Source organism: Pseudomonas arabinosi, from assembly GCF_047758675.1.
GTDB classification, from domain to species: domain Bacteria; phylum Pseudomonadota; class Gammaproteobacteria; order Pseudomonadales; family Pseudomonadaceae; genus Aquipseudomonas; species Aquipseudomonas arabinosi.
In genome coordinates, this window is sequence record NZ_CP180480.1 from 3,876,172 (window position 1) to 3,901,005 (window position 24,834).

Below are 24,834 nucleotides of genomic sequence, written 5' to 3' on the forward strand. Positions count from 1 at the left end.
TCAGGCGCCCGGCAGCGCTGCTCGGCGTGCGGCCGGAGCTGCCCAGAGCAGTTGCGCGACGCCGATAGTACGCTCCTCGAACCCACCCTGGCAGTAACACAGGTAGAACTCCCAGAGACGCTGAAAGGTGTCGTCATAGCCCAGCTCGGTCAAGGCGGTGCGCGACTGACGCAAGTTGTCGCGCCAGTGCTGCAGAGTCCGCGCATAGTCCTGGCCGAAGTCCTCCATGTGCACCAGGTTCAACGCGGTATGGGAACTGGCGGTCTGCAGCATGACGCTCAGGGAGGGCAGGGCTCCACCGGGAAAGATATAGCGCTGAATGAAATCTACCGACCGCCGGGCCTGTTCATAACGCTGGTCACGGATGGTGATGGCCTGCAGCAGCATCAAGCCGTCATCCTTGAGCAGCGACGCGCAGCGCTGAAAGTAAACAGGCAGATAGCGGTGCCCGACCGCCTCGATCATCTCGATAGAGACCAGCTTGTCGAAGCGTCCGCCAAGGTCGCGGTAGTCCTCGCGCAGGACGGTAATGCGGTGTTGCAGACCAAGATCCTGGACGCGCTGCAGAGTATGGGCGTACTGCGCCTCGGACAACGTGGTGGTGGTCACCCGGCACCCGTGGTGGGTGGCGGCATGGATCGCCAGGCTGCCCCATCCGCTACCGATCTCGAGCAGATGGTCATCGGGGCGCAGCGCAAGTTTGGCGCAGATACGCTCGAGCTTGTTCAGTTGGGCCTGCTCCAGACTCTGTTCCAGACTGTCGAACATGGCTGCCGAGTACATCATGGTCGGGTCCAGCAGCCGCTCGAACAAGGCATTGCCCAGATCGTAATGGGCGAGAATGTTGCGTCGCGCGCCGCGCCGGCTGTTGCGGTTTAGCCAGTGCAGCAGACGTAGGATCGGACGGCCCAGGCGCGCCAACCCGCCTTCAAGGGCGTCGAGTACCTCCAGGTTGGCGACGAAGAGGCGAGTGACCGCGGCCAGGTCCGGACTGCGCCAGTAGCCATGGATGTAAGCTTCGCCGGCACCGATAGAGCCGTTGGCAGCCACCATCCCCCAAGCTGCCTCGTCGAAGATCTCGACCTCAGCGTGTAGCGCGCTGGCGACGTCGCCGAACAGCCACTGCCGGTCTTGGTAGATCAGGCGCAGCCGGCCTTGGCGCAAGTTGCGAAGCTGAGTGAGCACGGCGCTCCTGGCCAGGCCGCCGAATAACGGCGCCAGGCCCAACGATTTGCTAACGCTCAGAGTTGGATCGGACATGCTTGGGCTCCTCGTGGACGTGATGGCCAAGGTTTTGGCTGCTCTGACTGGTCTTGTGGGCATAGAGCGGGGTGCGTTTGAGTAACAGGCGCATGGCTTGCCAATAAATCGCACCGAGGGTGCGCAGGCTCATCCAGGGGAAGGCCAATACGTGCCGTTGTAGTGCGGCGGCATCCAGCGGCTGTCGGCGCAGGGACAGGTCGGCCTCGAATACTTTTTGTCCTTCGCGGCGGTTTTCCATGTGGATGCGCATGTGCGCGTCATCAATGGAAAAGCGCATGTGGTACTGCATATCCATTGGCAGGAATGGCGAGACATGGAATGCCTTCGTGACCGAGAACTGCCGGGGCTGACCGGGCAGCACAGACAACACGTAGTGAAAACGTTCACGCCAAGGGGTGTTACGTACCTCCAGCACAATCGCCGCCAGGAGACCGTCACTGTCGTGGCAAAAGTAGAAACTGACCGGATTGAATGAAACCCCCCAACTGCGCGGCTGGGTCAGCAAATGAATGGTGCCGCAGGGCGCCTGGCCCAAGGCCTTGGCCACCACTTCGCGCACAGCTTCCTTCAAGGGGATACCGCGACGAGTCCAGGCTGGCAGGTAATCGGTTTCTCGCCAGCACAACGGCGCCAGGCGAAAAGCACCGAGTAACGGGGACAGGCCCAGCAGCAGATCCTGTTCATCCAGATCCAGATAAAGCATGCCAATGCGATAACGGAATCCATGGAACCGCGGCACCAGACGCCGGTGGCTGACCCAACCGTAGCAAAGGCTGCTGTTCACAGGCGCTCCCCGAATCTTTGGGCGACGTCCAGTGCGCTGACCACGCCATCCTCATGGAAGCCGTTTGCCCAATAAGCGCCGCAGAAGTAGCTGTGCTGGTTTCCCTGTAGCTCGCCCTGGCGCGCTTGGGCCGCCATGGCTGCAAGGCTGTATTGAGGATGTGCATATTTGAAGCGAGCCAGCACCTGCGACGGGTCCACGCAATCGCCCTGATTGAGGCTTATGCAGAAGGTCACCGGGGCGTCGAGGCCTTGCAGTATGTTCATGTTGTAGGTCACGGCCGCCGGGGCGTGCGCGGGTCCACCGAGGCGATAGTTCCAGCTGGCCCAAGCCTTGCGCCGGCTGGGCAGCAGGCGGGTGTCGGTGTGAAGCAATACTTCGTTGGCGGCATAGTCGAGGGCGCCTAGCACCTCGTGCTCGGTGGCCGTCGGTTTCTCCAGCAGCGCCAAAGCCTGGTCGCTATGGCAGGCGAACACGACCTTGTCGAAACGCTCATGGCCTGCCGCACTAGTGATCACCACGCCGTTGTCGTCCCGGCGGACGCTCATCACCGGGCAGTTGAGCCGAATGCGTTCGCTGAACGTCTTGCACAACGGCTCCACATAGCTGCGCGAGCCACCCTCGATCACTCGCCATTGTGGCCGCTGGCTGATCGAGAGCAGTCCATGGTTACGAAAAAAACGGACGAAGAAGTGCAACGGGAAGCGCAGCATATCAGCCCGTGATACCGACCAGATGGCCGAGCCCATGGGTACGATGTAGTGATGGATGAAACGCTGCCCGTAGCTTCGCGTATGCAGGTAATCACCAAGACTCATACCTGGCTCAATGCGGTGGCCGTCAAGGTCGGCCACCGCCTGGCGGTTGAAGCGCACAATATCGCGCAACATGCCCCAGAAGCCCGGCGACAGCAGATTGCTGCGCTGGGCGAAGAGGGTGTCCAGGTTATTGCCGTTGTATTCCAGGCCGCTCTCCGGATCGTTCACGGAAAAGCTCATCTCGGTGGGGCGTGAGACGACTCCAAGGCGATCCATCAAGCGGATGAAGTTGGGATAGGTCCAGTCGTTGAATACGATGAAACCGGTGTCTACTGCATAACGCTGGCCCTGCCATTCGATGTCGACAGTATGGGTATGGCCGCCGATCCAGTCAGCCGCTTCGAACACGGTCACCTCATTGCGACGTGACAGCAGATAGGCACAGGTCAGCCCAGAGATCCCGCTGCCGATAATGGCGATACGCATATGACGCTATTCCTGTTCGGTTCGCGCCAGTCGACGGCCCAGGGCCAGGCGCCAACGCGCTGGCAGGGCGCCAAGCAAGCGCAGGATGAGTATGAAGAGGCGTGGAAAGTTGATCTCCAACGGTCGTCGCGTCAGGCGCGCGACGACATGCCGCGCGGCGCGGTCGGCCGTCCAGAGTTGTGGCATGGCAAAGGTGTTGCGCTGAGTCAGGGGGGTGTCGATGAAGCCTGGGCTGACCAGCGTTACATCGATGCCTTCGGCATGTAGATCCAGGCGCAGGGACTCGACCAGATAACGCAGGGCCGCCTTGGACGCGCCATAGGCTCCAGCCCGGGGCAGCGCCAGCCAGGTCACCGAGCTGCCGATCACTACCAGGTGTGGTCGTTGCCCACGGCGCAGCAGTGGAAGGGCCGCCTGCAGGCAGTAGCTGACCCCCAGCAGGTTGGTGCGCATCATCCGCTCGACGATCTCGGCCGAGAACCTGCCCGGCACAAGGTATTCGCAGGTGCCAGCGTTCAGGATCACCAGGTCGAGTGCGCCCCAGGCATGCTCGATGTTCTCGCAGATAGCCGAGACCTGTCGTGGGTCAGTCACATCGCCGGTAGTGAGCAGGGCCCGAGGGTAGCGCAGCACTAGCGGCATCAGTGCCTCCGCCCGGCGGCCCCCCAAGGCCACCTCATGGCCTTGCTCCAGCAGCCGTTCAGCCAGGGCAGCACCGAGGCCGCTGCTAGCGCCTGTCAGCCAGCAGCGGCTCATGCGAGCCTGCCCTTGATCCAGCCGATCACCCCGCCAAGAACCGGGACGTGCTCGTAGAGCAGGGCGCCGGCATCGAAGTAGTCGTGGTGCAGGTAGACATGTGTCGCCCAGCGCAGGTGGCTGCAGCCTTGCAGACTGATCGGCTGGCCGTGGGACAGGCGTGGATGACGAAAATGCAGGTTCCAGCGCAGATAACCGTGACCGGGGGCGGTTTCATCCGCGTCAAGGAGGTCGTAGCGGATATCCTGAACGTTGGTGTACAGTTTTTCAAAGTACGTGCGCAGTGCCGGCAAGCCATCCAGCTGATGCAAGGGATCACGAAACTGAACGTCGTTGCTGTATAGCTCGCCCAGGCGGTCCAGGCAATCGGCGTTCAGCGTTGCGAACGTATCAGCGAATTGGTGGAGATATGCAGACATGGCAGGCTCCAGGTAAAGTTGTACAATTCGAGAAAACTGTACAGATTTATCTGAAGCCTACGGGGAAAATTGTACAAGTCAATATTCTTGTACACTTTTTGTGTCGGTCGTAGCGCTACTCGTCGTTAGCCACCGAGGCTTGCCAGTTTACTGCGAAGCTCGGCCACTTCGGTCTCAAGTGACTGAATCCTTTCCAGAGCGGCAACCTTGTCGCTGACGTCGTGCTGTATGCCAATGTAGTAAGTCAACTGGTCGGCATCATTGTGCACGGGAGTGATAGACAGCTCGTTCCAGAACGGGCTGCCATCCTTGCGATAGTTGCGCAGCACCTGACGGCAGGGCTGACCGAGGCGGATGGCGTCGCGGATTGCCTCCAGGCCGGCCTGGGCATGATCGTCTGCCTGCAGGAACCGGCAATCCTGGTAGAGAATTTCGTCGGCACTGTAGCCGGTCAGGCGCTCGAAGGCAGGGTTGGCATAGATGAGGATGCTGTCATTGCCTTCCTGCTCGGCCACGACGATGCCGTCATTGGAGGCTTCGACCATAAGCTGCAGGAGTTTGGAGTCGATCATGGTCTGGGTTCGCTGTGGTTCATGGTTTGCCCCACAGCGTAGCCGTCAGCGACGGTGATGCCTAGATGGGGCGGCGCGGGGAGGCCGGATATCGAATGATGCTGGTTAAAACCGGTCTTGCTTGGTTTAGAATGCCGACACCCTAAGGATGCAACGACCTTCAATGACCGAGCCCATCGAATCCGCCTCCGACGACGTCTTGCTCCCCATGCGGGAAGTCGCCAGTCTGACCGGCGTCAACCCGATCACCCTTCGGGCCTGGGAGCGTCGCCATGGGCTGATTCGACCGGTGCGCACGGTGGGCGGGCATCGCCTGTATTCGCAGCAGGACATCGAACATATCCGCAGCATCATGCTCTGGACGAGCCGGGGGCTGCCGATCAGCAAGATAGGCGCATTGCTCCTCCGCAAGCAGGACACGCCCGCTCTCTCTGCATCAGGCCCGGCCGAAGCTCCCCTGGTCCAGTGGCAAGAGGCCGTTCATCGTGCCGCGCAGGCTTTTGATGGTGCTGAGTTGGAGCGCCTTCACGGGCAACTATTCACGATCTATCCGAAGGCTACTGTACTGGAGGCTATTCTGCTTCCGGTCTGGCGCAGCCTGGCAACCGGCAATGCTTTCGGCCGTCGCAGTCAGTGGCTATTCCTGGACGCCTTCTTGCGTGCGCGGATGTTATTGCGACTGCAGATGAACCAGAGCAGCGGTGCTTGCGTGCTGCTGGCAGACGGCTCGGGCCATGCGCGCGAATTGGAGCTGTTGTGTGCTGGTTTGTTGATGAGTAGTGACCAGTTGCGCATTGAGGTGTTGGGCGCGGGCCAGCCTGTGGAAGAACTGCCGTTGCTGTGTGAAGCAATTCAGCCCGCCGCACTGGTGCTATTGGTCCAGGCGCCACTGCAGGCAGATGTGCACAAGCGACTTCGTGCCCTTCAAATGGGCGTTACATGCCCAGTGGCCTTGGCCGGCGACGCAGCTGCCGCTTCGTCGGCAGGGTTGCGTGGTTCTTCGATTGCCATTTTGGGCAATGACGAAGCGAGTATTTTGCCCAGGCTGGAAGCCTTGGTAAGGGGAACACTGCAAATTTGAATCCAGTCATTCCAGCTAAGGAGGGTTATCTCAAACTGCATTGCAAACTTGCTGCGATATGACCCATGAGATACCCCCCTAACCTATGCAAAGGAGCGGCGGGCGGCGGGATTATCTACAGGCCCTTGCGGGAAAGAGAGACTTCAATTTCGAGGGGAGAGCGAGAGGTTTTGGAGGGCCGCTTTTGGCCGAAACCAGACATTACTCTCGCTACTCAAATCTGCGAAATCGTATCGGGTAGTACCCAGCCCCCTAGCGTAGAATTTTCAAAACACGAGCCCACACCCCGAGACGGACCCTCAATGCAAACCCCCGCCACCCCCCCCCCTCTGGAAAACCTACCTCCTTTTCCTCGCCCCCATGGTCCTCTCCAATTTCCTCCAATCCATGTCGGGCACCATCAACAGCATCTACACCGGCCAAATGCTCGGCACCCAAGCCCTGGCTGCCGTGTCCGGCATGTTCCCCATCGTCTTCTTCTTCATCGCCCTGGTCATCGGCCTCGGCGCGGGTGCGGGTGTGCTCATCGGCCAGGCCTGGGGCGCGCGTGAGCCGCATCTGGTGAAAACCATCGCCGGCACGACCTTGCTGTTAGGCGCAATGATCGGCCTGACAGCAGCCGTACTCGGCAGTGTGTTCGCAAGGCCAGCGCTGGAAGGCTTGGGCACACCGGCCGACGTTATCGAAGACGCCGTGTCCTACGCCCACGTGATGATGTGGATCATGCCGTCGCTGCTGGTCTACGTGCTGTTCACCCAACTGCTGCGCGGGGTGAGCGATACGGTGTCGCCGTTGATCGCGTTGGTGGTGTCGACGTGTATCGGGTTGGCGCTGACGCCGGCGTTGATTCGGGGGTGGTTCGGGTTGCCGATGATGGGGATTCAGAGTGCGGCGTATGCGGGGTTGGCGGGTAATTTGTCGGCGATGGGGTGGCTGGCGTGGCGGTTGATTCGCAAGGGGCATCCGTTGGCGCCGGATCGGGAGATGTTTGTGGCGATGCGGCTGGATCTGGTGATTCTCGGCAAGGTGTTGCGCATCGGGTTGCCGACCGGGTTGCAGATGGTGGTGTTGTCGGTCTCGGAGCTGGTGATTCTGGCGCTGGTGAATCAGCACGGTTCGCAGGCGACGGCGGCGTATGGGGCGGTGACGCAGATCGTCAATTACGTGCAGTTTCCGGCGCTGTCGATTGCGATCACGGCGTCGATCCTCGGGGCTCAGGCGATTGGGGCAGGGCGGCTTGAGCGCATGGGGCCGATTCTGCGCACGGGGCTGTTGATCAATGTGTGCCTGACCGGTGGCTTGGTGGTGTTGGGTTATCTGTTGTCGCACTGGTTGCTGGGGTTGTTCCTCACGGATGATTCCACTCGGGCGATGGCGGAACATCTGCTGCACATCATGCTGTGGAGTCTGTTGGTGTTCGGCTTCCAGGCGATTGTCGGCGGCATCATGCGCGCCAGCGGCTCGGTGCTGGTGCCGATGGCGATTTCGATTTTTTGTGTGGTCGGGGTGCAGTTGCCAGTGGCGTATGTGCTGGGCGGGCACTTCGGCTTGCAAGGCGTGTGGATGGCGTTTCCGGTGGCGTACCTGGGGATGCTGGTGTTGCAGACGGCGTATTACAAAATGGTCTGGCAGCATTAAAAGATCGAGCGGTTGGTGTAGGCGGGCAGGGGGTGACGGTGATGAACATGCAGATGATTAAAGTAGACGATAACGGTCTGAATCAGCTCCGTGATGCCCTGCGTCAGGCAGCATTGCCCTGCGATGATGTCAGCGAACCAGGCCGGCAGTTTTACCGTTTCGAAGTGGCGGGGGAATGGGTGGCTTTTGGAGGGCTGGAGGGTTCGGCTCCCGACATGTTGCTCCGCTCCATGGTGGTGTGTGATGAGCGTCGTGGAAAAGGTTTGGGCAAACAAGTGCTGCTTGCACTGGAGCAGTGTGCGGCCTCCCAAGGCGTACTCCGACTGCACTTGTTGACGCAAGGGGCTGCCGGTTTTTTCGCAGCCAATGGCTACGAACGGTTCGACAGGCATGAGGCGCCTGGCGCTATCAAGCAGACAGCCCAGTTCGAACATTTATGCCCGGCGTCTGCGAGTTATCTAAGAAAAACGTTCAGTGCATCTCAAAACGACAACTTCGGCCTCAGGAAAGTATTGGCACTGGCGATATTCGGCCAGCAAAGTGGTGAAGCCAACAAAACGGCGGGCCGCTGCTCACGTCACTGTTCCTTGAACGCGCTGTCGACGCGGTCCAGCAGCGGCTTCAACAGGTAGCTGAGCATGTTGCGTTCACCGGTCTTGATGGTGACCGAGGCGGGCATTCCCGCACGTATATGGTTGCTGCCCAGCATGGCCATGCCGGCTGGCGTCACTTCGATCTGTGCCAGGTAATAGGGTTGTTTGTTGTCGTCGCTGACCAGGCGGTCGGCGGAAATTGTCAGCACCTGGCCCGGAATGTTCGGTGTTTGCACGTGATTGAACGCGGGGAACGAGATGGTCACCGGCAGGCCAGGCGTCATGCGGTCGATGGCTTGCACCGGAATCATCGCGTCGATCTGCAACGGTTCGTGGGCCGGCACGATTTCCATGATCTTGAATCCAGGAGCGATTACGCCGCCAATGGTCGACACGTTCAGGCCCTGGACCATACCGTCGATGGGCGAGCGGATCACCGTGTGCCGGACTTGATAATCCAGGGCCTGCAAACGGTCGGTGAGGGCGCTGTTTTCTTTTTGCACGTCGGCCAACATCGACTGCACTTCCTTGCGATAGTCGAACTCCCGCTGAAGGATGTGCAGTTTGATATCGGCGACCTGGCCCCGCACCCTGGCAATGTTGTTGAGGTTGTCGGCTTGCGAGGCGTTGAGGTCAGACCCGGTGCGTTCGAGTTCGAGCATACGGTTGCGGGGTACATAGCCTTCGGCGGCGAGCTGGCGGATCCCGACCAGTTCCTGATTGAGGAACCCGAGCTGTGTCGAGCGGGCGCTGTAGACGTGTTGCAACCCTTTGATCTGTGCTTCGGCGGAGTTTTGCGATTGGCGCAGGATGCCAATCTCGCCCTCAAGGGCGGCGCGGCGTGTGGTGAACAAATGCTGTTGCAGGAGGATCGCATTGTTCAGGTGCTCGTTACCGGCGTAGCGCTGCAACATGGCGGGATCGAAGATGACCTCGGGTACGCCGTCACGCTCGGCTTGCAAACGGTTCTCCATGGTTTTGGTGGCGATGAATTGAGCGTTTACCACCCCTTGTTCCGAGCGTGCCTGGGTGGCGTCAAGCCGCACCAGTTCCTGATCCTTGCTGACGCTGTCGCCTTCGCGCACCAGAATCTCTTCGACACTGCCGCCGGTGAGGTGCTGGATGGTCTTTCGGTTGCTGGTGATCTTCACCGTGGCGGTGGCGACGATGCCGGCGTCCAGCGGTGCGAGCCATGACCAGAGCAGAAATCCGCCAAAGCCGAGGATCATTAGCAGCACGCCCCAGCGTGCCAGGCGGTGGTCGTCGACATCGATATTGGCCGCCGCGCGCGCCAATTCCTGGCTACGCGGATCGAGACTCAAAGCGCTCATTTATTCTCTCCCGCGAACAGCTGACAGGGTTGGTGCGCCCACGGTCGGCAGCACGCTGGTTTGACGCAGTGCAGCAAATACTTCGTCCCGGGGGCCGAACAATTGGGTGCTGCCCTCACGCAGCATCAGCACTTTGTCGACGGTGCCGAGGATGTTCGGGCGGTGGCTGATCAGCACCGTGGTGCACCCCCGGGATTTGAGATCTTCAAGTACCTCGATCAGCGCTTTTTCCCCGGCGTCGTCGAGGTTGGCGTTCGGTTCATCCAGCACGATGATCGACGGCTCGCCGTACAAGGCACGGGCCAGACCAATGCGCTGACGCTGTCCACCGGACAGCGGGTTGCCGTCCACATCCAGGGGCGTGTCATAACCGTGGGCAAAGCGCAGGATCATGTCATGCACGCCGGCTCGTTTGGCTGCCACGAGAACCGCGTTACTGTCGACTTCACCGAAGCGGGCGATGTTGTCGGCGATGGTGCCTTCGAACAATTCCACATCCTGGGGCAGGTAACCAACCCAGGGGCCGAGCTCTTCCTTGTTCCACAGGTAGACGTCCACACCGTCGAGCCGAACCTTGCCACTTTGTGCCGGCCAGATACCCACCAGCAGTCGTGCCAGGGTTGATTTGCCCGACGCGGACGGGCCGATGATGCCCAGGGATTCACCCGGCGACAGATTGAAGTGCGGCCCGCGAATGATCGATTGGCTCATGCCCGGCGCCCCAGCGTGCAGATGCTCCACCGAGAGCATGCCCAATGGCCGTTGCAGCTTCATCGCATCGGCCCGGGGCGGAAAGTCTTGCAGCAGTTGCTTGAGCCGCGACCAGGCGCGACGGCCGGTCAGCAGTTGCTTCCAGGCGCCGATCAGTTGCTCCACGGGTGCCAGCGCGCGGCCGCTGAGGGTTGAGCTGGCGATCATCATGCCCGGGGTGATCGAGCCGTCGATCGCCAGTAATGCGCCGGTGCCGAGGATCAGCGATTGCAGGGTGATCCGCACGAAACGCGCGAGGCCGCTGATGTAGGCCGCCCGATCGGAAGCCAGGGTTTGCATTTCGAGAATCCGCAGGGAGCTGCCGAACCAGCGTTGAGTGATTGCCGGCAGCATGCCCATCGCTTCGATGACTTCGGCGTTGCGTAGATTGTTGTTGGCGAAAGTGCCCGAGATTTGTGACGCCAGATTCGCCTCGTTCAACGGCTTTTTGGTGGCGATTTCGGTGAGCCAGGTCAGGGATACCAGAATCAGCGAACCGCACAGGGTGACGATCCCGAGCAAGGGATGGATCAGGTAGGCGACGAACAGGTAGATGGGCGTCCACGGCGCATCGAAGAACGCAAACAGGCCGTTGCCGGTGAGAAACTGGCGTACTTGCGCGAGGTCTTGCAGGGCTTGCGCCGGGTTACCGCCGGCGCGCTGCAGGTTGCGCTCGAAAGCGGCGGTAAACACGCGACGGTTCAGGGCCATGTCCAGTCGATTGCCGACCCGGATCAGCACCCGCGTGCGCACCACTTCCAGTATGGCCATCAGGGTGTACAAACCGATCATCAGAAGGGTCAGCATCAGCAGCGTGGTGACATTGCTGCTTACCAGCGCCCGGTCATACACCTGCAGCATATAAATGGCCGGCGCGAGCATCAGCACGTTGATCACGCCACTGAACCCGGCCAGCGAATAGATCGTATGACGCAGCCGAAAAAACACCTCGGAAAGCTCGGATTGTTGCTGGTTTTTCTTGTTCATCGGAAGGGTCCAATGCCGTGGTTTTATGTACCTCAGCGTAGGAGAGTGACGGTTGGTCGGATGACGGTCCGACCCGGGTTTTACGCGTCAATGTTTTTTTGACGCTTTTGGTAGTGTTAAAAAACAAATTGTTAGTGCGTTTTATTTGGGTGGTTTGTGATGAAGATTGCTTCTTGGCGGATCAATTTCGTGCGACCTAAGTCTGATTTTCGGCCGCGAAGCTCTCGCCCATCCGATCAGTACACAGCGTCAGCCAGGGTTACCTGCTATTAATCAATGGGTGTAGGAATGTTTGACCATTTCAGGAGCGTGTCATGAACCCTTTCATCCAGATCGGCATAGTCGATGACCACCCTATGTTGCGTGAAGGCGTTGCCAATACGCTGAGGAAGAGGACAGATTTTCAAGTCGTGGAGCAGGGGGGGAGCGCGGATGAAGCTCGGGACATCGCTCTGCGATTGAGACCGGACGTGATGCTGATGGACGTCAATATGCCGGGCGATGTATTTGCTGCCGTGCGGTACATTTCGACGCAACTGCCGGACGTGAAGGTGCTGATGCTGACAGTTTCCGAATCCGAAGATGACGCCTATTCAGCGCTCGAAGCGGGGGCACGTGGCTATGTGTTGAAAGGGATCAGCGGACCGGATCTGGTGCTGGCGATTCGCTCGATCTCCAGGGGCAAAACGTACATCACCCCTGAATTTGCCAAAAAGCTGCTGAGCAACTTCAGAAAGCATGAAGCCGAAGTCCGCAAGATCGACCTCACCCATCGGGAGGAGCAGATCATTCGTGAAGTCTCAATGGGCTTGACCAATAAGGAGGTGGCTTCAAAACTCTTGATCAGCGAAAAAACCGTCAAGTACTACATGACTTGCGTGATGCAAAAGCTGAATGCCCGCAACCGTGTCGAGGCTGTCACCGCCCTGCGGCGCTATTGGGAGCGCGAGGCTGTTGGTCGCCTGCACATCGGGACAGTGAATACTCACTTAGATGTATAGGGTGGCCCCTGACTAAAGCTTGAACTGTGCATTTACCGAAGTGCCGGCAGCGGATGAGTCGATGCTGAACAGCCCTCCCAGGGATTCAACACGATAGCGCAAACCGGCCAGCCCCAATCGGGTTCTGCCCGCTGTGTCGACCACCATGGCGTCAGCCGCCATGCCTGGTCCATTGTCCTTGACGCTGATGTGTAGCAGCCCGTTCATGTAATCCGCGCTGATGGCCTGGCCGTGGCCGTGGGCATGACGGTAGGCGTTGTTGAGGGTTTCCTGCACAAACCGGTAAAGACACAGTTTGAGTGGTAGCGAAGCCTCCTCGGGCAGCGCCCCCAACGTTAATTTGACCTTGGTGCCGGTGCGCTGCTCGTGTCGTTGAGCCACCAGTTGCAACTCCTCCTGCAGGCTCAGGTCGTTGATCTCCGGAAGCGCCAGCCCCCGCGATAACTCCCGCACCTCACGCAATGCATCGGTCGCCGCGCCGCGAATGGTTTCCAGGGATTCCTGATCGACTTCCGTGCAGTTCTCGGCCAAGTCGTCGAGCCGGATCAGAATCAAGGTCAAAAGCTGTGCCGGGCCATCATGCAGGTCTGCACCGATGCGGCGCAGGGTGAGTTCGTTGATCCGCGAGAACTCCTCAGTCGCCGTGGTCATCTTGCGTTGGAGCGCGGCATTGCTGATGCGCAACCGTGTTTGCTCCAGTAGCCGCAGTCTCAAGGCCACTTGCTGGCGCTGGATGATCGTTTCACCGCGCCGAACAAGGAAGAACAGCAACGTCAGCATCGCCAGTGTCGCGGCGCCCACGACCATCCACACCTGCTGGCGGACGCGCTTGATCTCCTGCTCCAGGCTGTCGGCCTTTTCATAGAACTCACCCACGGCAATGATTTTGCCGGTGTTGAACTCGCGCAGCGGTGCATAAATTTCATAGAGCGGCATATTCATATTGCGCTCGAACTGGTTCTCTTCCTGTTTAAGGTCCTCGAGGTCGGTCACCACGTTGCCTTTGAGCGCATCGGCAATCTCTTCCATCGGGAACTTGCGATTGGTGATGGATTTATCTGTGCCGTAAACCACAGTGCCGTCTGGTCGCCAGATCTTGATCGAGACGATGTGCCGCCTCAGTGAGCGGGTCTCCATCAAGCTGTCCAGGGATTTGATGCTTTCAGCCGAGAGGACGTTGTCGCGACTCATTTCCTGCACATAAGGCTCCAGAAACGCTTCCATGTAATGGGCGCCGGCCTCTGCGGCGCTTTGTACGGCGGCCCGCTCTATGCGCTTACTGACCAGTTCGCCGACGAAAAACATCGTCAGCCCCAGGATTAGCGCGGCGACAATCACGAACTGCGTGGAGCGGCTTAGCTTGCGTGCCTGAACCATCAGTCGGCTGCGCAGGATCGGGTTCCGGCGACGATCGGGCTCAGGTGTCGGCCCGTCCAGGACCTCACTCGATTCAGCGATAAACGTCTCGGTTTCCGAGTGGGCTTTTGAGTCATTCGCCATCGCTTCAATTCCCTGATCATTGCTCGACGTTGGTTGGAAAACCTGCGCGTCAACGGATATCCGCAGAGTGTCATGTTCAAGTGGCCTGTACGAAGAGGCTCACTATAGATGGACAATCAGTACAGCACGCGACGGCTTGTTGTATGGCCTGGAACGGGTCGCCCAAACCTGGGGCGATTCACCCTTCAGGGGTCGACCAAGGTCTGGTTGGCACCTGCGACGAAGGTCTCGATTTTTGATTGGACCTTCGCATCTATCGCTGTTCGTTTGCCTCCCTGATGCTTTAGATGACGAATTAACGATTTGGAATCTAGCTGACAGGCTGCCCGGAAGGTTGGGATCAAGGCCAGGTCAGTCATGACGGATCTGAAGTTTGAAACCCAATTTGACAGGTGAAATATCATGGCCACACGCTATATTTTGAAACCTTTTCGATTCAATCTTTCCGATCTGGACTTCATGCGGAATCAGATTGACTTTCGTCCGCTCTACGATGCGGATGACAACGCGATCATCGATTGGAGCGGGTCGAGTGCGATATACGATTCGCAACGCCGGTTAATCTACGATCCGGGCAGCACGACTCTGAGCCAGGCCCAGATTGATAGTAACCTTGCGATGTATGGCCACTCATACGCGTCGGTGACGGCCTCTGAGGGCCTGCGCGATCCGTCGGGGCTGAACAACAACCTGTACCTGGTCAATGCTACCTGGGGGTCAGCCGATCAGCCATTTCTGCAACGCATGGCGGTGGCGTTCGATCAGTACGTCAAGCCCATGGCGGGGCTTGGCAGCGACCCCAACGCGTTCTACGCCAATACGTTTACAACCAGTCCCAACCCGGCCGCGGCGGACTACACCAAGCGAGGCGACAACCTCGCGACGCCGATCAACGAGGCGTCTCCCGCTCACGACGTTGTGGATTACACGCCGCGCATGATTAGCCGGTTGGTCACCACGGCAGACGTTACCTTCCAGACGGAGCCCGGTAGCACTCACCTCGTCAAGGACGTCAACGGTTTCACCCAGGTTGCGGACTACGGCATGCTGGAAGCCCTCGGCCAGCAAGACGCCCAACGCGGCTATGACTTGCAGTTTGATGCCAACGGCAATCCGGTCTGGCAGCTGGATGGCAATGGCGATCCGGTCACTGACCCGCTGACCGGCGCCAACGTGCAAGCGTACTCGTCTGTGCAAAATGATGAGTACTTCATCGGCGCACAGAACCCTGGTGTGTCACCGGTCAATGGCTGGTTTGTCCTGTTCGGCCAGTTTTTCGATCACGGCCTCGATTTCATCGGCAAGGGCGCGGACGGCACCAAGATCACGATCAACCTGTCCCCGGACGATCCGCTCTATGGCGTGATCAATCCCACCACCGGCCAGCCTGCCACCAAGATCGTGATTTCGCGCGCCGATGTGAGCGGGTTCACCGCCGACGGTACTCCACAATGGAACAACCACACATCACCCTACATTGATCAGAGCCAGACCTACGGCTCCGACCAGGAAGTCACCGACCTGTTGCGAGCGTGGGTGTCCACCGATGGCGGTGTCACTTACCACGCCGGCGCCCAAATGCTGGACGGCAACACGTCAGTTGCCTGGAAGAATGCGTTTGGCGAAACGACTCACGCCACGCTGCCTACGCTGAACGAACTGCGTGCACACCTGATGCTCACCCAACGTGCTGACTTGACGTGGGAAGATGTGCTCGACCTGCGCAATCGCGATGAGGCTGGCAACGTGGAAACCGGGGCAGAGGCCGGTAACTCTGGCCAGGCGCTGATTCTTGATATGAACCCGCGCTTCGACGAGGCGCACTTCAAGAACCCGTTGAACCCCGAGGCTGCGACTGATTTCCAGGCCAATATTGCGACCCTCAAGACCGCCGCTCTGGCGTTGGGCGCCGGTTACGAGTTCGCCTATGTCGACGGTGCAGGATCGAATGATGGTTACCTGGAACTGAAGCTGCCGGCCGGCGCCATGGGCCCGGGATCACCGGCGGTGACGCTGACGGGAGCCAGCGCGTTGGCGCTGTGGGTGAACTTCAGCGACTTCAGCATCAAGACATCGATGCAGGCAGGCCCCACCGTGATCGCACTCACTCCACAAGTGCACGCCGCCGTCGGCGAGTTACTGATGGCGGCGGTGGGCGATCACTACATTGCCGGTGACGGCCGAGTGAACGAGAACATCGGCCTGACCGCGGTACACCATGTGTGGCACGAAGAGCACAACTTCCAGGTGCGCAACATTCAGGAAGCCGTTGCGGTCGAGGACTTGCGTCAGGAGCGGCTCGATCAGGCGGGTACTTACAACCATGACCTGCTGCATGAGTGGCAGGTATCGGTGGTCACCCAGGCGACAGATGTCGTGGCGGCCGGCGTCAGCGTGGTCGGCAATCACTACGAAGACGCGCAAGGCAATTACGTTTACGCCGGTGGTGCCATCGCCTGGGACGATTACAAACTGTTCAATGCAGCCAAAATCACGGTCGAGATGGAGTATCAGCATACGGCGGTGGACCAGTTTGCACGGACCATCACACCCAACATTGCCGAGTTCGTGGGCTACAACAGCGGCGAACAAGCCGATGTGAGCCTGGACTTCTCGCAAGTGGCCTATCGCTTCGGCCACAGCACCTTGCGCGAATCGATCGACCTGATCGACCCGTCGGGAGGCATCACCAGCAGCGTGATGCGCGTTGCACTCGAGCGAGCTTTCCTCACGCCTGAGCTGTTTGCGCAAAAGGGCGCGGCCGCTATCGCCCTGGGCATGACCCACCAACAGGCCAACGAGGTTGACGAATACGTCACGCCAGCGCTGAACCAGGGCCTGCTCGGCCAGCCACTGGACCTGGCCGCGATCAACATCGCCCGTGGCCGCGACGTCGGCATCCCGACACTCAATGAGTTTCGTGCGGCTATTGGCCTGAGTGAGTACGCCAGTTGGGCCGACTTTGGCGCCAACATGATCCACCCGGACAACCTGGTGAATTTCATTGCGGCTTATTCGTTCGACGGCAACGTCGCACGCGCCGCCGCGCTGATCGGTCTGGAGAACGGCACGATCGACGAAGGCAGTATCGAAGCCGAGGGGTATACCTACAACCAGGCGTTGGACTTCCTCAACAACACCTTCAACAGCCCGACTGACGTGGGCAGCTATGGCGTCGACGGCTTTCAACACATTGACACCTGGTTGGGCGGTTTGGCGGAGGTGCATGTCACCGGGGGCATTCTGGGTGAAACCTTCGACACGGTGTTTGTCGACCAGATCAGCCGACTGATGAACGGCGACCGCTTTTACTACCTCTATCGCCTGGACCAGTTGCAGATGGGCGAGGGCATCGTCAATGAACAGTTCAAGGACATCGTCGAGCGCAACACTGGTGCCGAGCACCTCAATGGCAGCGTTTTTGCCTATGCCGACAAGTACTACGACCTGGCGCAGAACGAGGTCGCCAATGCCAAGACCGAGCACAAGTACGCCGATGCGATCAAGGCTTACGAGGATGCTCATCCCCTCTACGCCGCCGATGGCATCACGGTGATTGGTCATCAGTCTCTGGGCATTTATTCCACCCGGGGCAATGCCACCACCAGCAACGGCGACATCGTGACGGTCAATGGCGTGCAGTACATCCGTGACTTCCGTGTCGAAGACAGCGCCGCGACCTCTGGCACCACTGCGATCAATGGAGGGGAGAATCTCGACGGCACGCTGAACAGCGGTGCCGAGTCCCACGAGGTGATAGTGGCCAGCGACAGTAACGACCTGATTTACGCCTGGGGGGGGGACGATACGGTCTATGGCGAAGGCGGCAACGACATTATCTACGGCGGCAACGGTATCGACCGTCTGTACGGTGGTGATGGTAACGACCGCATCTACGGCGGCGATGGCGGCGATTTGCTGGATGGCGGCGCCGGTGACGACTACGTGAGCGGCGAACAATCCGCCACGGCAGCGGCGGGCATCGACCAGATCATTGGTGGCGAAGGCAATGACATCCTGCACAGCGGTGTGGGCATCGACAAGCTGTCGGGCGAGTCGGGTGACGACTTCCTTTTCGGCGAAGGCGATACCGATCCCTTCACCCACGGTGGCGATGGCAACGACATCCTTGACGGCGGTGCCGGTGGTGATCTGCTGTGGGGTGACGGCGGCGACGACCTGATCATCGCCGGCGACGACCAGGATGTTTCAGGCGGCCTCGATGGCGACGATATCCTGCGCCCGGGCTCCTTCTCCCAAGCCATGGGTGGTGGGCCGGACGAAGTACTGGGTGGCGACGGCAAGACCGACGTGGGCAACGATGGCAAGGGAATTGGATTCGACTTGATCGACTTCAGCGACCATGCCAAGGCCCCCCAAGGCCTTGTGATCGATTTCTCGACCCAACAGAACCCGGCGGTGGCGATCGACTTGACCACACCTTTTCCGGCGTGGGTCGGCATTGAAGGGGTCATTGCCAGTCAGAACAACGACACCGTCCTGGGTGATGCGAGCGCCAACTGGCTGATCGGCGGCAGCGGCAATGACACGCTGGTCGGCGGCATTGGCAACGACGTGATCGTCGGTGACGGTATTCGCCTGGACAGCCTGATCGGCACCTACGCCGGTGGCTACGACAATTACCAGGATGGCGCCAACTACCGTGCTGCCGGATTTATCGGCACCAACGGTCTGCTGGACGCGGTGGGGCCTGGCTACGACAAGCACTTCACCGAGATGCTGAAGTCGGCCACTTTCGAGAACCTGGAACTGGGCGGTAGCCAGGTCACCCGTTTGTGGCGCAATGGGGTCGCGAGTACCAATCCTGCCGATCTCGCCGATAGCGTCACGGTCGGTGACGGTGGCACGGCGGGCGTGTCAGACATGGCAATGTTTACGGGCAACCGGTCGGAATACACGATTCAGAGGATCAACTTTCTGACCCAACATCAAGGCCTCATCACCGCCTTCAAGATCACCGACAGCGTGGCGGGCCGCGATGGCAGCGACATTGTGGTTGGCGTGGAAAAACTGGGCTTCGCCGACCGCACGGTCAACCTGAGCATCACCAATCATCTGCCGACCGGTAATGTGGCGCTGTCGGGCTTTGCCACTGCGCCGACGACTCCCAGCCGTCCGGTGCCTGCTCAATACCGGTTGACCGCCAACACCTCGGCCATCCAGGACGCCGACGGCTTGCCTGGGCCGAGCGGGTTCTCCTATCAGTGGCAAGCGCTGGTGGGCGCCGCCTGGCTGAGCATCACCGGGGCCAATGCGTCAACCTTTGCACCCACCTCGGCACAGTTCGGCCAGCAATTGCGGGTGATCACCACGTACACCGATGACAGCGGCACGGTGGAACAGCTGACGTCGGCCCCGTCAGAGGTAGTCGGGCGCTTGATCGAGGGCACCAACTTCTTCAACAACACGCTCAATGGCACCAACTATCAGGACATCCTGATGGGCTACTCGGGCAATGACATCCTCAACGGTGGCTTGGGCTCCGACGTGTTGGACGGCGGCACGGGCAACGACACAATGCGCGGCAACACCGGCAACGATGTCTATATGGTCGATGCCAATGGCGATGTGGTTCAGGAGAATCTGAACGAGGGCACCGATACGGTCATGTCGTCGGTTAGCTACACCCTTGGCGCCAACGTCGAAAACCTGACCTTGCTGGGGTCGAACAACATCAACGGCACCGGTAACGCACTGGACAACGTTATCAATGGCAACAGCGGCAACAACCTGCTCACTGGCTTGACGGGTAACGACACGGTGTTCGGGGACGCCGGCAACGATACGCTGGTGGCTTCCTTGAACGATGGCAATGACCATTATGACGGTGGTACGGATGTCGACACCTATGATTTGTCGGCCACGTCGGCGGCAGCCACGGTGGACTTGCAGGCCGGTACGTCAACCAGTACCCAGACCGGCAGCGACAGCCTGACCGGCATCGAAAACGTCACCGGCGGATCGGGCAACGACCACATCCAGGGCGATGGCGTCAGCAACCTGTTGCAAGGCCAGGGCGGCAATGACTGGATGGCCGGTGGCAGCGGCGACGATACCCTGATCGGAGGGCAAGGTCTGGACAGCCTGTTCGGTGGGCTTGGCAATGACACCTTTCGGGCATCAGTCAATGACGGCAACGACAGCTACGACGGCGGTGGCGACACCGATACCTACGACCTGTCAGGGACTTCGGCCAATGCTTCGGTCAACCTGCTCACCGGCCTTGCCAGCAGTTCGCAAACCGGCAATGACACCTTGACCGGTATCGAGAATGTGATCGGTAGCAGTGGCGCCAACACCCTGACCGGTGACGGTGGCGCTAACGTGCTGACAGGCCTGGGAGGCAATGACACGCTCGGCGGTGGTGGTGGCAACGATACGCTGGTCGGTGGCGCGAACCGGGACACCCTGACCGGTGGAGCGGGCAATGACCTGTTTGTCTTCTCGGCACTTGGGGATTCGGGTACGTCCACCCTTACGCGAGATGCAATTACCGACTTTACCCAAGGGCAAGACCGCATCGATCTGTCGCTGATCGATGCCCGGACCTCCGGCGCAGGTTCGGCCGGTAATCAGGACTTCACCTTCCTCGGCGAGTGGAATGGCGCCGGCAACGAGTTCAACAACCAGGCGCAACTGAAGTACCACTTCGGCAATGTCGGCGGAGTCGATCACACGTATGTGGAGGGCAATGTAAACACTGGCAATACGGCTGATTTCCAGATCGATCTGGTCGGGCATATCGCCCTGACGGCGAGCGATTTCGTCGGCGTGGTGTAGTCGTTAACGCACACAGGGCGCCCCTTGGAGGAACGGGCGCCCTTTTTGTTCTGGAGAATGAACGCGAACTAAACTACGGCCCCGAACAACGACCCCACCAACGCGGTGATGCCCATGGCCAGAACGCCCCAAAGCGTCACGCGCCAGGCACCGATCATGACCTTGGCACCCCCGGCCTTGGCGGCAATGGCCCCCAGGCTACCGAGAAATACCAGCGACATACCTGAAATCCACGGCACAACGCTTTGCGTTGGCGCGATGAAAACCACCGCCAAAGGCAACGCAGCACCCACCACGAAACTGGCGGCCGAGGCCAGGGCGGCCTGCAAGGGTTTGGCGGTGAGGGTGGCGCTGATGCCCAGCTCGTCCCGGGCGTGAGAGCCCAATGCGTCATGGGCCATCAATTGATCGGCCACTTGATGCGCCAGTTCGGGTGATACGCCGCGATGCATGTAGATGTTGGCGAGTTCGATGTGTTCGGCTTTCGGGTCGCTCGCCAGTTCTGCCCGTTCGCGGGACAGATCGGCCCGCTCGGTATCGGCCTGGGAGTGCACGGAAATGTACTCGCCTGCGGCCATGAACATTGCCCCGGCCATCAGCCCCGCCATACCGGTGACCAGCAACGTGGCGTGGCTGGCGTTGGCTGCCGCGACACCGATCAGCAGACTAGCGCTCTCGGTATCCATCCGGTCAGCTTGATGGCGGCATGCTATATGCGGAAAGAAAATGAAGGGGACATCAGAAAATTTCTATCGCAGGTGGAGGATGAACTGCAGCATTTAGATTACGCAAACGCTTCGAAGGCTGAAAACCAGGTGTGAGTCCTTCTGATTGATCCGCAAGATCTGCATCGGCACTAGAAATCGCATACCTGAAACTCCGAGGGACTGCAGGCTGATGCAATCCAGTCGGTAGTGGGTAAAACGAATGGAAGGGATCAATAACATTGCAAGTGAGCAGTGTTCGACACTCCCATCAAAGATCTTGGCATGGTGAGATACTTGGAACAGATCGTGCTATTTTTTCACAGGTTGTAGCCGCTTCTCGATGTCTAAACGGCCCGAAGCATGATTGAGGGCGGACGTTCCCGTCTTCAGTTGGCGCTCACAGAAATTCAGAGTTCAAATTTGTAGTAGAGGCTAGGTGTCAGTCATAGCCCGCAAAACATCGGGTTTCCACTACATTTTGGAAAGACAGTCCATTATTCCCTTAAAATCGGTGGATAGGTCACCTAAAGAAATTTCAAGGATTTCAGAAGCCTAGAAACTGCGAAATAGATTGAGATTCCACTGAACGCGAAATATTGACTAGATGGACAGTCATAACCATCTGACTTACTTGTATTTCTGCGCCAATCGCGATTTGAGTGGAAATCCCTAAAACCCAGCAATTCCTATTCCAAACCCTTCTCTTACGGAAATTAGTGGAGTCCTTCAGGGTTTTTCCATTCAAGAAACAAAATAAATCGTGATTTTCCGCTCATTTATTTAAGTCCAATTCGTGAATTCCCACTCATTGATTCAAACCATTTTCAGCGTCCAGCAAAAATCTGGCTAACCCGCGCCGCCACCTCTCCTGTGTCTCCGCATGCGCCAGTCAGAGCAACCTGGCTGCCAAGATTCCTGTCAATACTCATACATTATTCATCCCCGCTCTCCGAAAGAACTAAGGAGAAAGTGGCAATATATCCATAATTATTTAGCAGTTGGATCGGCCTGGCATTTCAAATTTTTTGCATCTGAATTTTCGATAGATTTTGGCGTTAAATAATATTATTGAGTTCAAATGACTAACTGGAAGTCCTAATCGGCTGTCAATATAACCATAAAACCATGGGTGGATTTTAGGAATAAAAAATATTCGAAAATTCTGGAGTGCCCGTTACTTGGGGCTTCCAGCGATTTAGTGCGCCAAGATAAATTCAGAAAAATTTTTAATTTACATATATTGACAGTACCAAGAGGCGCTCTTGACCTTCAAAATAGATTTGGGTTTACTGCTCGGCATCCAATAGCTGGAAAGTTACAACCCGCTCTTTAAAAAATCGAAAGTGGTCGATCTAGGGTCTGGCGATTATTTCGTCAACAATGTGAGTCTTTAGATCTGACCACATATTAGAGGAATGGTAAATGCAAAATGTTCCTGGGCATATTTTGGAAGCTTCTAATGTGAAGCTGGATTCAACCAGTACTCTCGCCGAAATAAGACGGCATGAAGAGGCGGTTAGGCGGTACGAAATTCTCAAAGACTATTTGACAGGAACAATCAGTGCTGATGTAGCTATGGAGATTCTGTGCGTCAAGAAGTCTCGCTTTTACAAACTACTGAAATACATGGCAGGAGCTAAAAGTTACAGGGCACTGGTACCGGATGTAACGGGAAGAAAGCCAGGCCTCACAGTGACAGATCCTGAGACACTGAAGCTGATAGAGGAGATGTTCGAGGAACACTACCCTAGCCACAAGACCATCGCGGCGGTATGGAAGCATTGTCAAACCCAAGCCGACAATAGGCGGACGCTTAGGCCGAGTTACCATACCGTTTCGACTTGGATCAAAGCCAAAACAGAGTCGCTCCTTTACAAGATGACTCACACGGGAGACCAAACCAAGCAAAGGTATGGGGCAAAGCCCGGTTATAAAGTTACTAAGAGGCCGCTGGAGTGGGTGCAGATCGATCATACGGTTGTCGATCTTATGGTAGTGGACGAGGACGACAGAACGGTCGTCTTGGGACGTCCTTACATCAGTTTGGCGGTTGATCTGCATACACGTGTGATACTGGGATTTTACGTCTCATTGCTTCCGCCAAGCGCTGTATCTGTTGCAATGCTGATGGAAAACTGCGCCTTGCCCAAAGTGGAATTTCTGCAAAGCCTAGGACTCCCAGAACACCTGCTTCCCTACTACGGACTGGCGGAAGTCATCCACACCGATAATGCAAAGGAGTTCATCTCTGACGTGTTCGTCCTCAACGCCAAGGACTTTGGCATTGACGTTGAGCACCGAGATATTCCCGAAAAGCACCAAGGTGGCCACATTGAAAGTCTGATTGGAAAGTTGATGATCAACACGATCCATCCGATGCCAGGCACCACAGGCTCCAATGCTCAGCAGGGCAAACATCTGAAGAGCAACAAGAAGGCCGCGATTGGGTTAACTGGGCTGCGCCGTATACTGGCCTATACCTTACACGCCTACCATCAGACGAAACACTCGGAGCTAGACACGACTCCTGCGCAAGCATGGGATGGGCACTTTTCTAAAAAGCCGAACAGTCGGGTTTTGGAAACGTCCCAGTATGAAGACTTCAAATACCGGTTTTACCCAGAAGTCTCCAATAAGAAAGTAGTGCCGGGAGGTATTGAGATTTTCCGCAGGTTTTATTACGGACGCTTACTTAAGGACAGGATTCGGGACGAGGTCACAGTTAAGTATGATCCATACGATTTGAGCTTCATTTACGTAAAACTTGGCGAGATCTTCGAGAAGATTTCTTGTGTGCGCAATAGTTTCAGTAGGAGTTCGGACTATGAGATGTACCGTTGGCAACGCCAACAGAAGGGAGATCGAGATGGCACCATGACGAAGGAAGGGGCGCAGTCTTATGGTGAAATTACCAAGCAGAAAAATAAGGAGGTGAAATTAACCACTCAGGAAAAACGCAGGAGGAAGGCGGAAAAAGGAAAAGCTGACTATAAAAAACAAGCAGGTTTACACGGCAAAAATTCAGAAGACGACAGCACTCTGAGCCGTACGACTCCGAACACAACCAGCACCACCGGCAAGGCCAATGACACCGGCAAGTCATCTAAGAAATCTAATGTTTTTGACATTGGCGGTTTCTTCAAGAAAACCGAAGATGTTGACTACAACCAACCCCCGATTTTTTACGATAGCAACTGATTAAACACTTATCTTGTACTTAACCTGAGCGCATGGGTCTGGTTTTTCTTGCCTATTATTTGGACATCAGTCTAGGGGGAATCATGCGCTCATACTTTTGTGGACTACCATGACAGATTACTCTCACGTACACCCTGCATCTCACATCCACTTCAATGAGCCAGACGATGTTCGTCTTATCACCTGTTCCAACGACTTCTGGGTGCACC

The 24,834-nt window shown here is 57.9% G+C and carries 15 protein-coding genes and 1 pseudogene; 6 read left to right on the top strand and 10 right to left on the bottom strand.

The features are described from left to right. The 6 genes from ACMXYJ_RS18085 to ACMXYJ_RS18110 all read right to left on the bottom strand — a co-directional run bounded on the left by ACMXYJ_RS18085 (window position 1) and on the right by ACMXYJ_RS18110 (window position 5,038). Window positions 1–1,260: a class I SAM-dependent methyltransferase gene (locus tag ACMXYJ_RS18085; RefSeq protein WP_415756271.1), complete on the bottom strand. Its 1,260-nt coding sequence runs from the start codon at window positions 1,258–1,260 to the stop codon at window positions 1–3. Continuing rightward, on the bottom strand, window positions 1,235–2,047 hold the full coding sequence (locus ACMXYJ_RS18090) for a DUF1365 domain-containing protein (protein ID WP_415756272.1): 813 nt from the start codon (window positions 2,045–2,047) through the stop codon (window positions 1,235–1,237). The genes ACMXYJ_RS18085 and ACMXYJ_RS18090 overlap by 26 nt, the downstream gene beginning before the upstream one ends. Next, window positions 2,044–3,291, bottom strand: coding sequence for an NAD(P)/FAD-dependent oxidoreductase (locus ACMXYJ_RS18095; protein ID WP_415756273.1), 1,248 nt, complete (start codon window positions 3,289–3,291; stop codon window positions 2,044–2,046). Before ACMXYJ_RS18095 ends, ACMXYJ_RS18090 begins: the two co-directional genes overlap by 4 nt. Before the next feature lie 6 nt (window positions 3,292–3,297). Further along, a complete protein-coding gene (locus ACMXYJ_RS18100) occupies window positions 3,298–4,047 on the bottom strand; it encodes an SDR family NAD(P)-dependent oxidoreductase (RefSeq protein WP_415756274.1) in 750 nt (249 codons plus the stop codon). Then, window positions 4,044–4,466 carry a nuclear transport factor 2 family protein gene (locus tag ACMXYJ_RS18105; protein WP_415756275.1) on the bottom strand — a complete coding sequence of 141 codons (423 nt, stop codon included), beginning with the start codon at window positions 4,464–4,466 and terminating at the stop codon, window positions 4,044–4,046. Before ACMXYJ_RS18105 ends, ACMXYJ_RS18100 begins: the two co-directional genes overlap by 4 nt. Window positions 4,467–4,591: 125 nt before the next feature. Beyond that, window positions 4,592–5,038, bottom strand: a complete 447-nt coding sequence (locus tag ACMXYJ_RS18110; RefSeq protein WP_415756276.1) for a PAS domain-containing protein — start codon at window positions 5,036–5,038, stop codon at window positions 4,592–4,594. A gap of 163 nt (window positions 5,039–5,201) precedes the next feature. Between ACMXYJ_RS18110 and ACMXYJ_RS18115 the strand changes: the two genes are divergently transcribed. From ACMXYJ_RS18115 to arsN2, 3 genes are all read left to right on the top strand, one after another. Beyond that, window positions 5,202–6,119: a MerR family transcriptional regulator gene (locus tag ACMXYJ_RS18115; RefSeq protein ID WP_415756277.1), complete on the top strand. Its 918-nt coding sequence runs from the start codon at window positions 5,202–5,204 to the stop codon at window positions 6,117–6,119. A 360-nt stretch (window positions 6,120–6,479) separates the two neighbouring features. Further along, window positions 6,480–7,757, top strand: a complete 1,278-nt coding sequence (locus tag ACMXYJ_RS18120; RefSeq protein WP_415756278.1) for an MATE family efflux transporter — start codon at window positions 6,480–6,482, stop codon at window positions 7,755–7,757. 47 nt (window positions 7,758–7,804) lie between these two features. Next, window positions 7,805–8,389 carry an arsenic resistance N-acetyltransferase ArsN2 gene (arsN2, locus tag ACMXYJ_RS18125; RefSeq protein ID WP_415756279.1) on the top strand — a complete coding sequence of 195 codons (585 nt, stop codon included), beginning with the start codon at window positions 7,805–7,807 and terminating at the stop codon, window positions 8,387–8,389. On the opposite strand, the gene ACMXYJ_RS18130 is transcribed toward arsN2, so the two are convergent. Together ACMXYJ_RS18130 and ACMXYJ_RS18135 are read right to left on the bottom strand one after the other, a co-directional pair. Then, window positions 8,335–9,681, bottom strand: coding sequence for an HlyD family type I secretion periplasmic adaptor subunit (locus ACMXYJ_RS18130; RefSeq protein WP_415756280.1), 1,347 nt, complete (start codon window positions 9,679–9,681; stop codon window positions 8,335–8,337). The two genes, arsN2 and ACMXYJ_RS18130, sit on opposite strands and share 55 nt — an antisense overlap. Further along, on the bottom strand, window positions 9,682–11,418 hold the full coding sequence (locus ACMXYJ_RS18135) for a type I secretion system permease/ATPase (RefSeq protein WP_415756281.1): 1,737 nt from the start codon (window positions 11,416–11,418) through the stop codon (window positions 9,682–9,684). It abuts the gene before it with no gap. Window positions 11,419–11,732: 314 nt separating this feature from the next. Between ACMXYJ_RS18135 and ACMXYJ_RS18140 the strand changes: the two genes are divergently transcribed. Then, window positions 11,733–12,419 (top strand): response regulator, encoded by a 687-nt coding sequence (locus ACMXYJ_RS18140; protein ID WP_415756282.1) that lies wholly within the window; start codon window positions 11,733–11,735, stop codon window positions 12,417–12,419. 12 nt (window positions 12,420–12,431) lie between these two features. On the opposite strand, the gene ACMXYJ_RS18145 is transcribed toward ACMXYJ_RS18140, so the two are convergent. Continuing rightward, on the bottom strand, window positions 12,432–13,919 hold the full coding sequence (locus ACMXYJ_RS18145) for a sensor histidine kinase (RefSeq protein ID WP_415756283.1): 1,488 nt from the start codon (window positions 13,917–13,919) through the stop codon (window positions 12,432–12,434). A 402-nt stretch (window positions 13,920–14,321) separates the two neighbouring features. On the opposite strand from ACMXYJ_RS18145, the gene ACMXYJ_RS18150 reads away from it, so the two are divergent. Next, entirely contained in the window at window positions 14,322–20,720 is a 6,399-nt protein-coding gene (locus ACMXYJ_RS18150) for a peroxidase family protein (protein WP_415756284.1), read from the top strand. 68 nt (window positions 20,721–20,788) lie between these two features. Here the strand turns inward: ACMXYJ_RS18150 and ACMXYJ_RS18155 are convergent. Then, a pseudogene (locus ACMXYJ_RS18155) lies at window positions 20,789–21,394 on the bottom strand (VIT1/CCC1 transporter family protein); the annotation flags it as partial. Window positions 21,395–22,849: 1,455 nt separating this feature from the next. Between ACMXYJ_RS18155 and ACMXYJ_RS18160 the strand changes: the two are divergent. Next, window positions 22,850–24,625, top strand: coding sequence for a transposase (locus tag ACMXYJ_RS18160; protein WP_415756285.1), 1,776 nt, complete (start codon window positions 22,850–22,852; stop codon window positions 24,623–24,625). Window positions 24,626–24,834 lie beyond the last annotated feature (209 nt).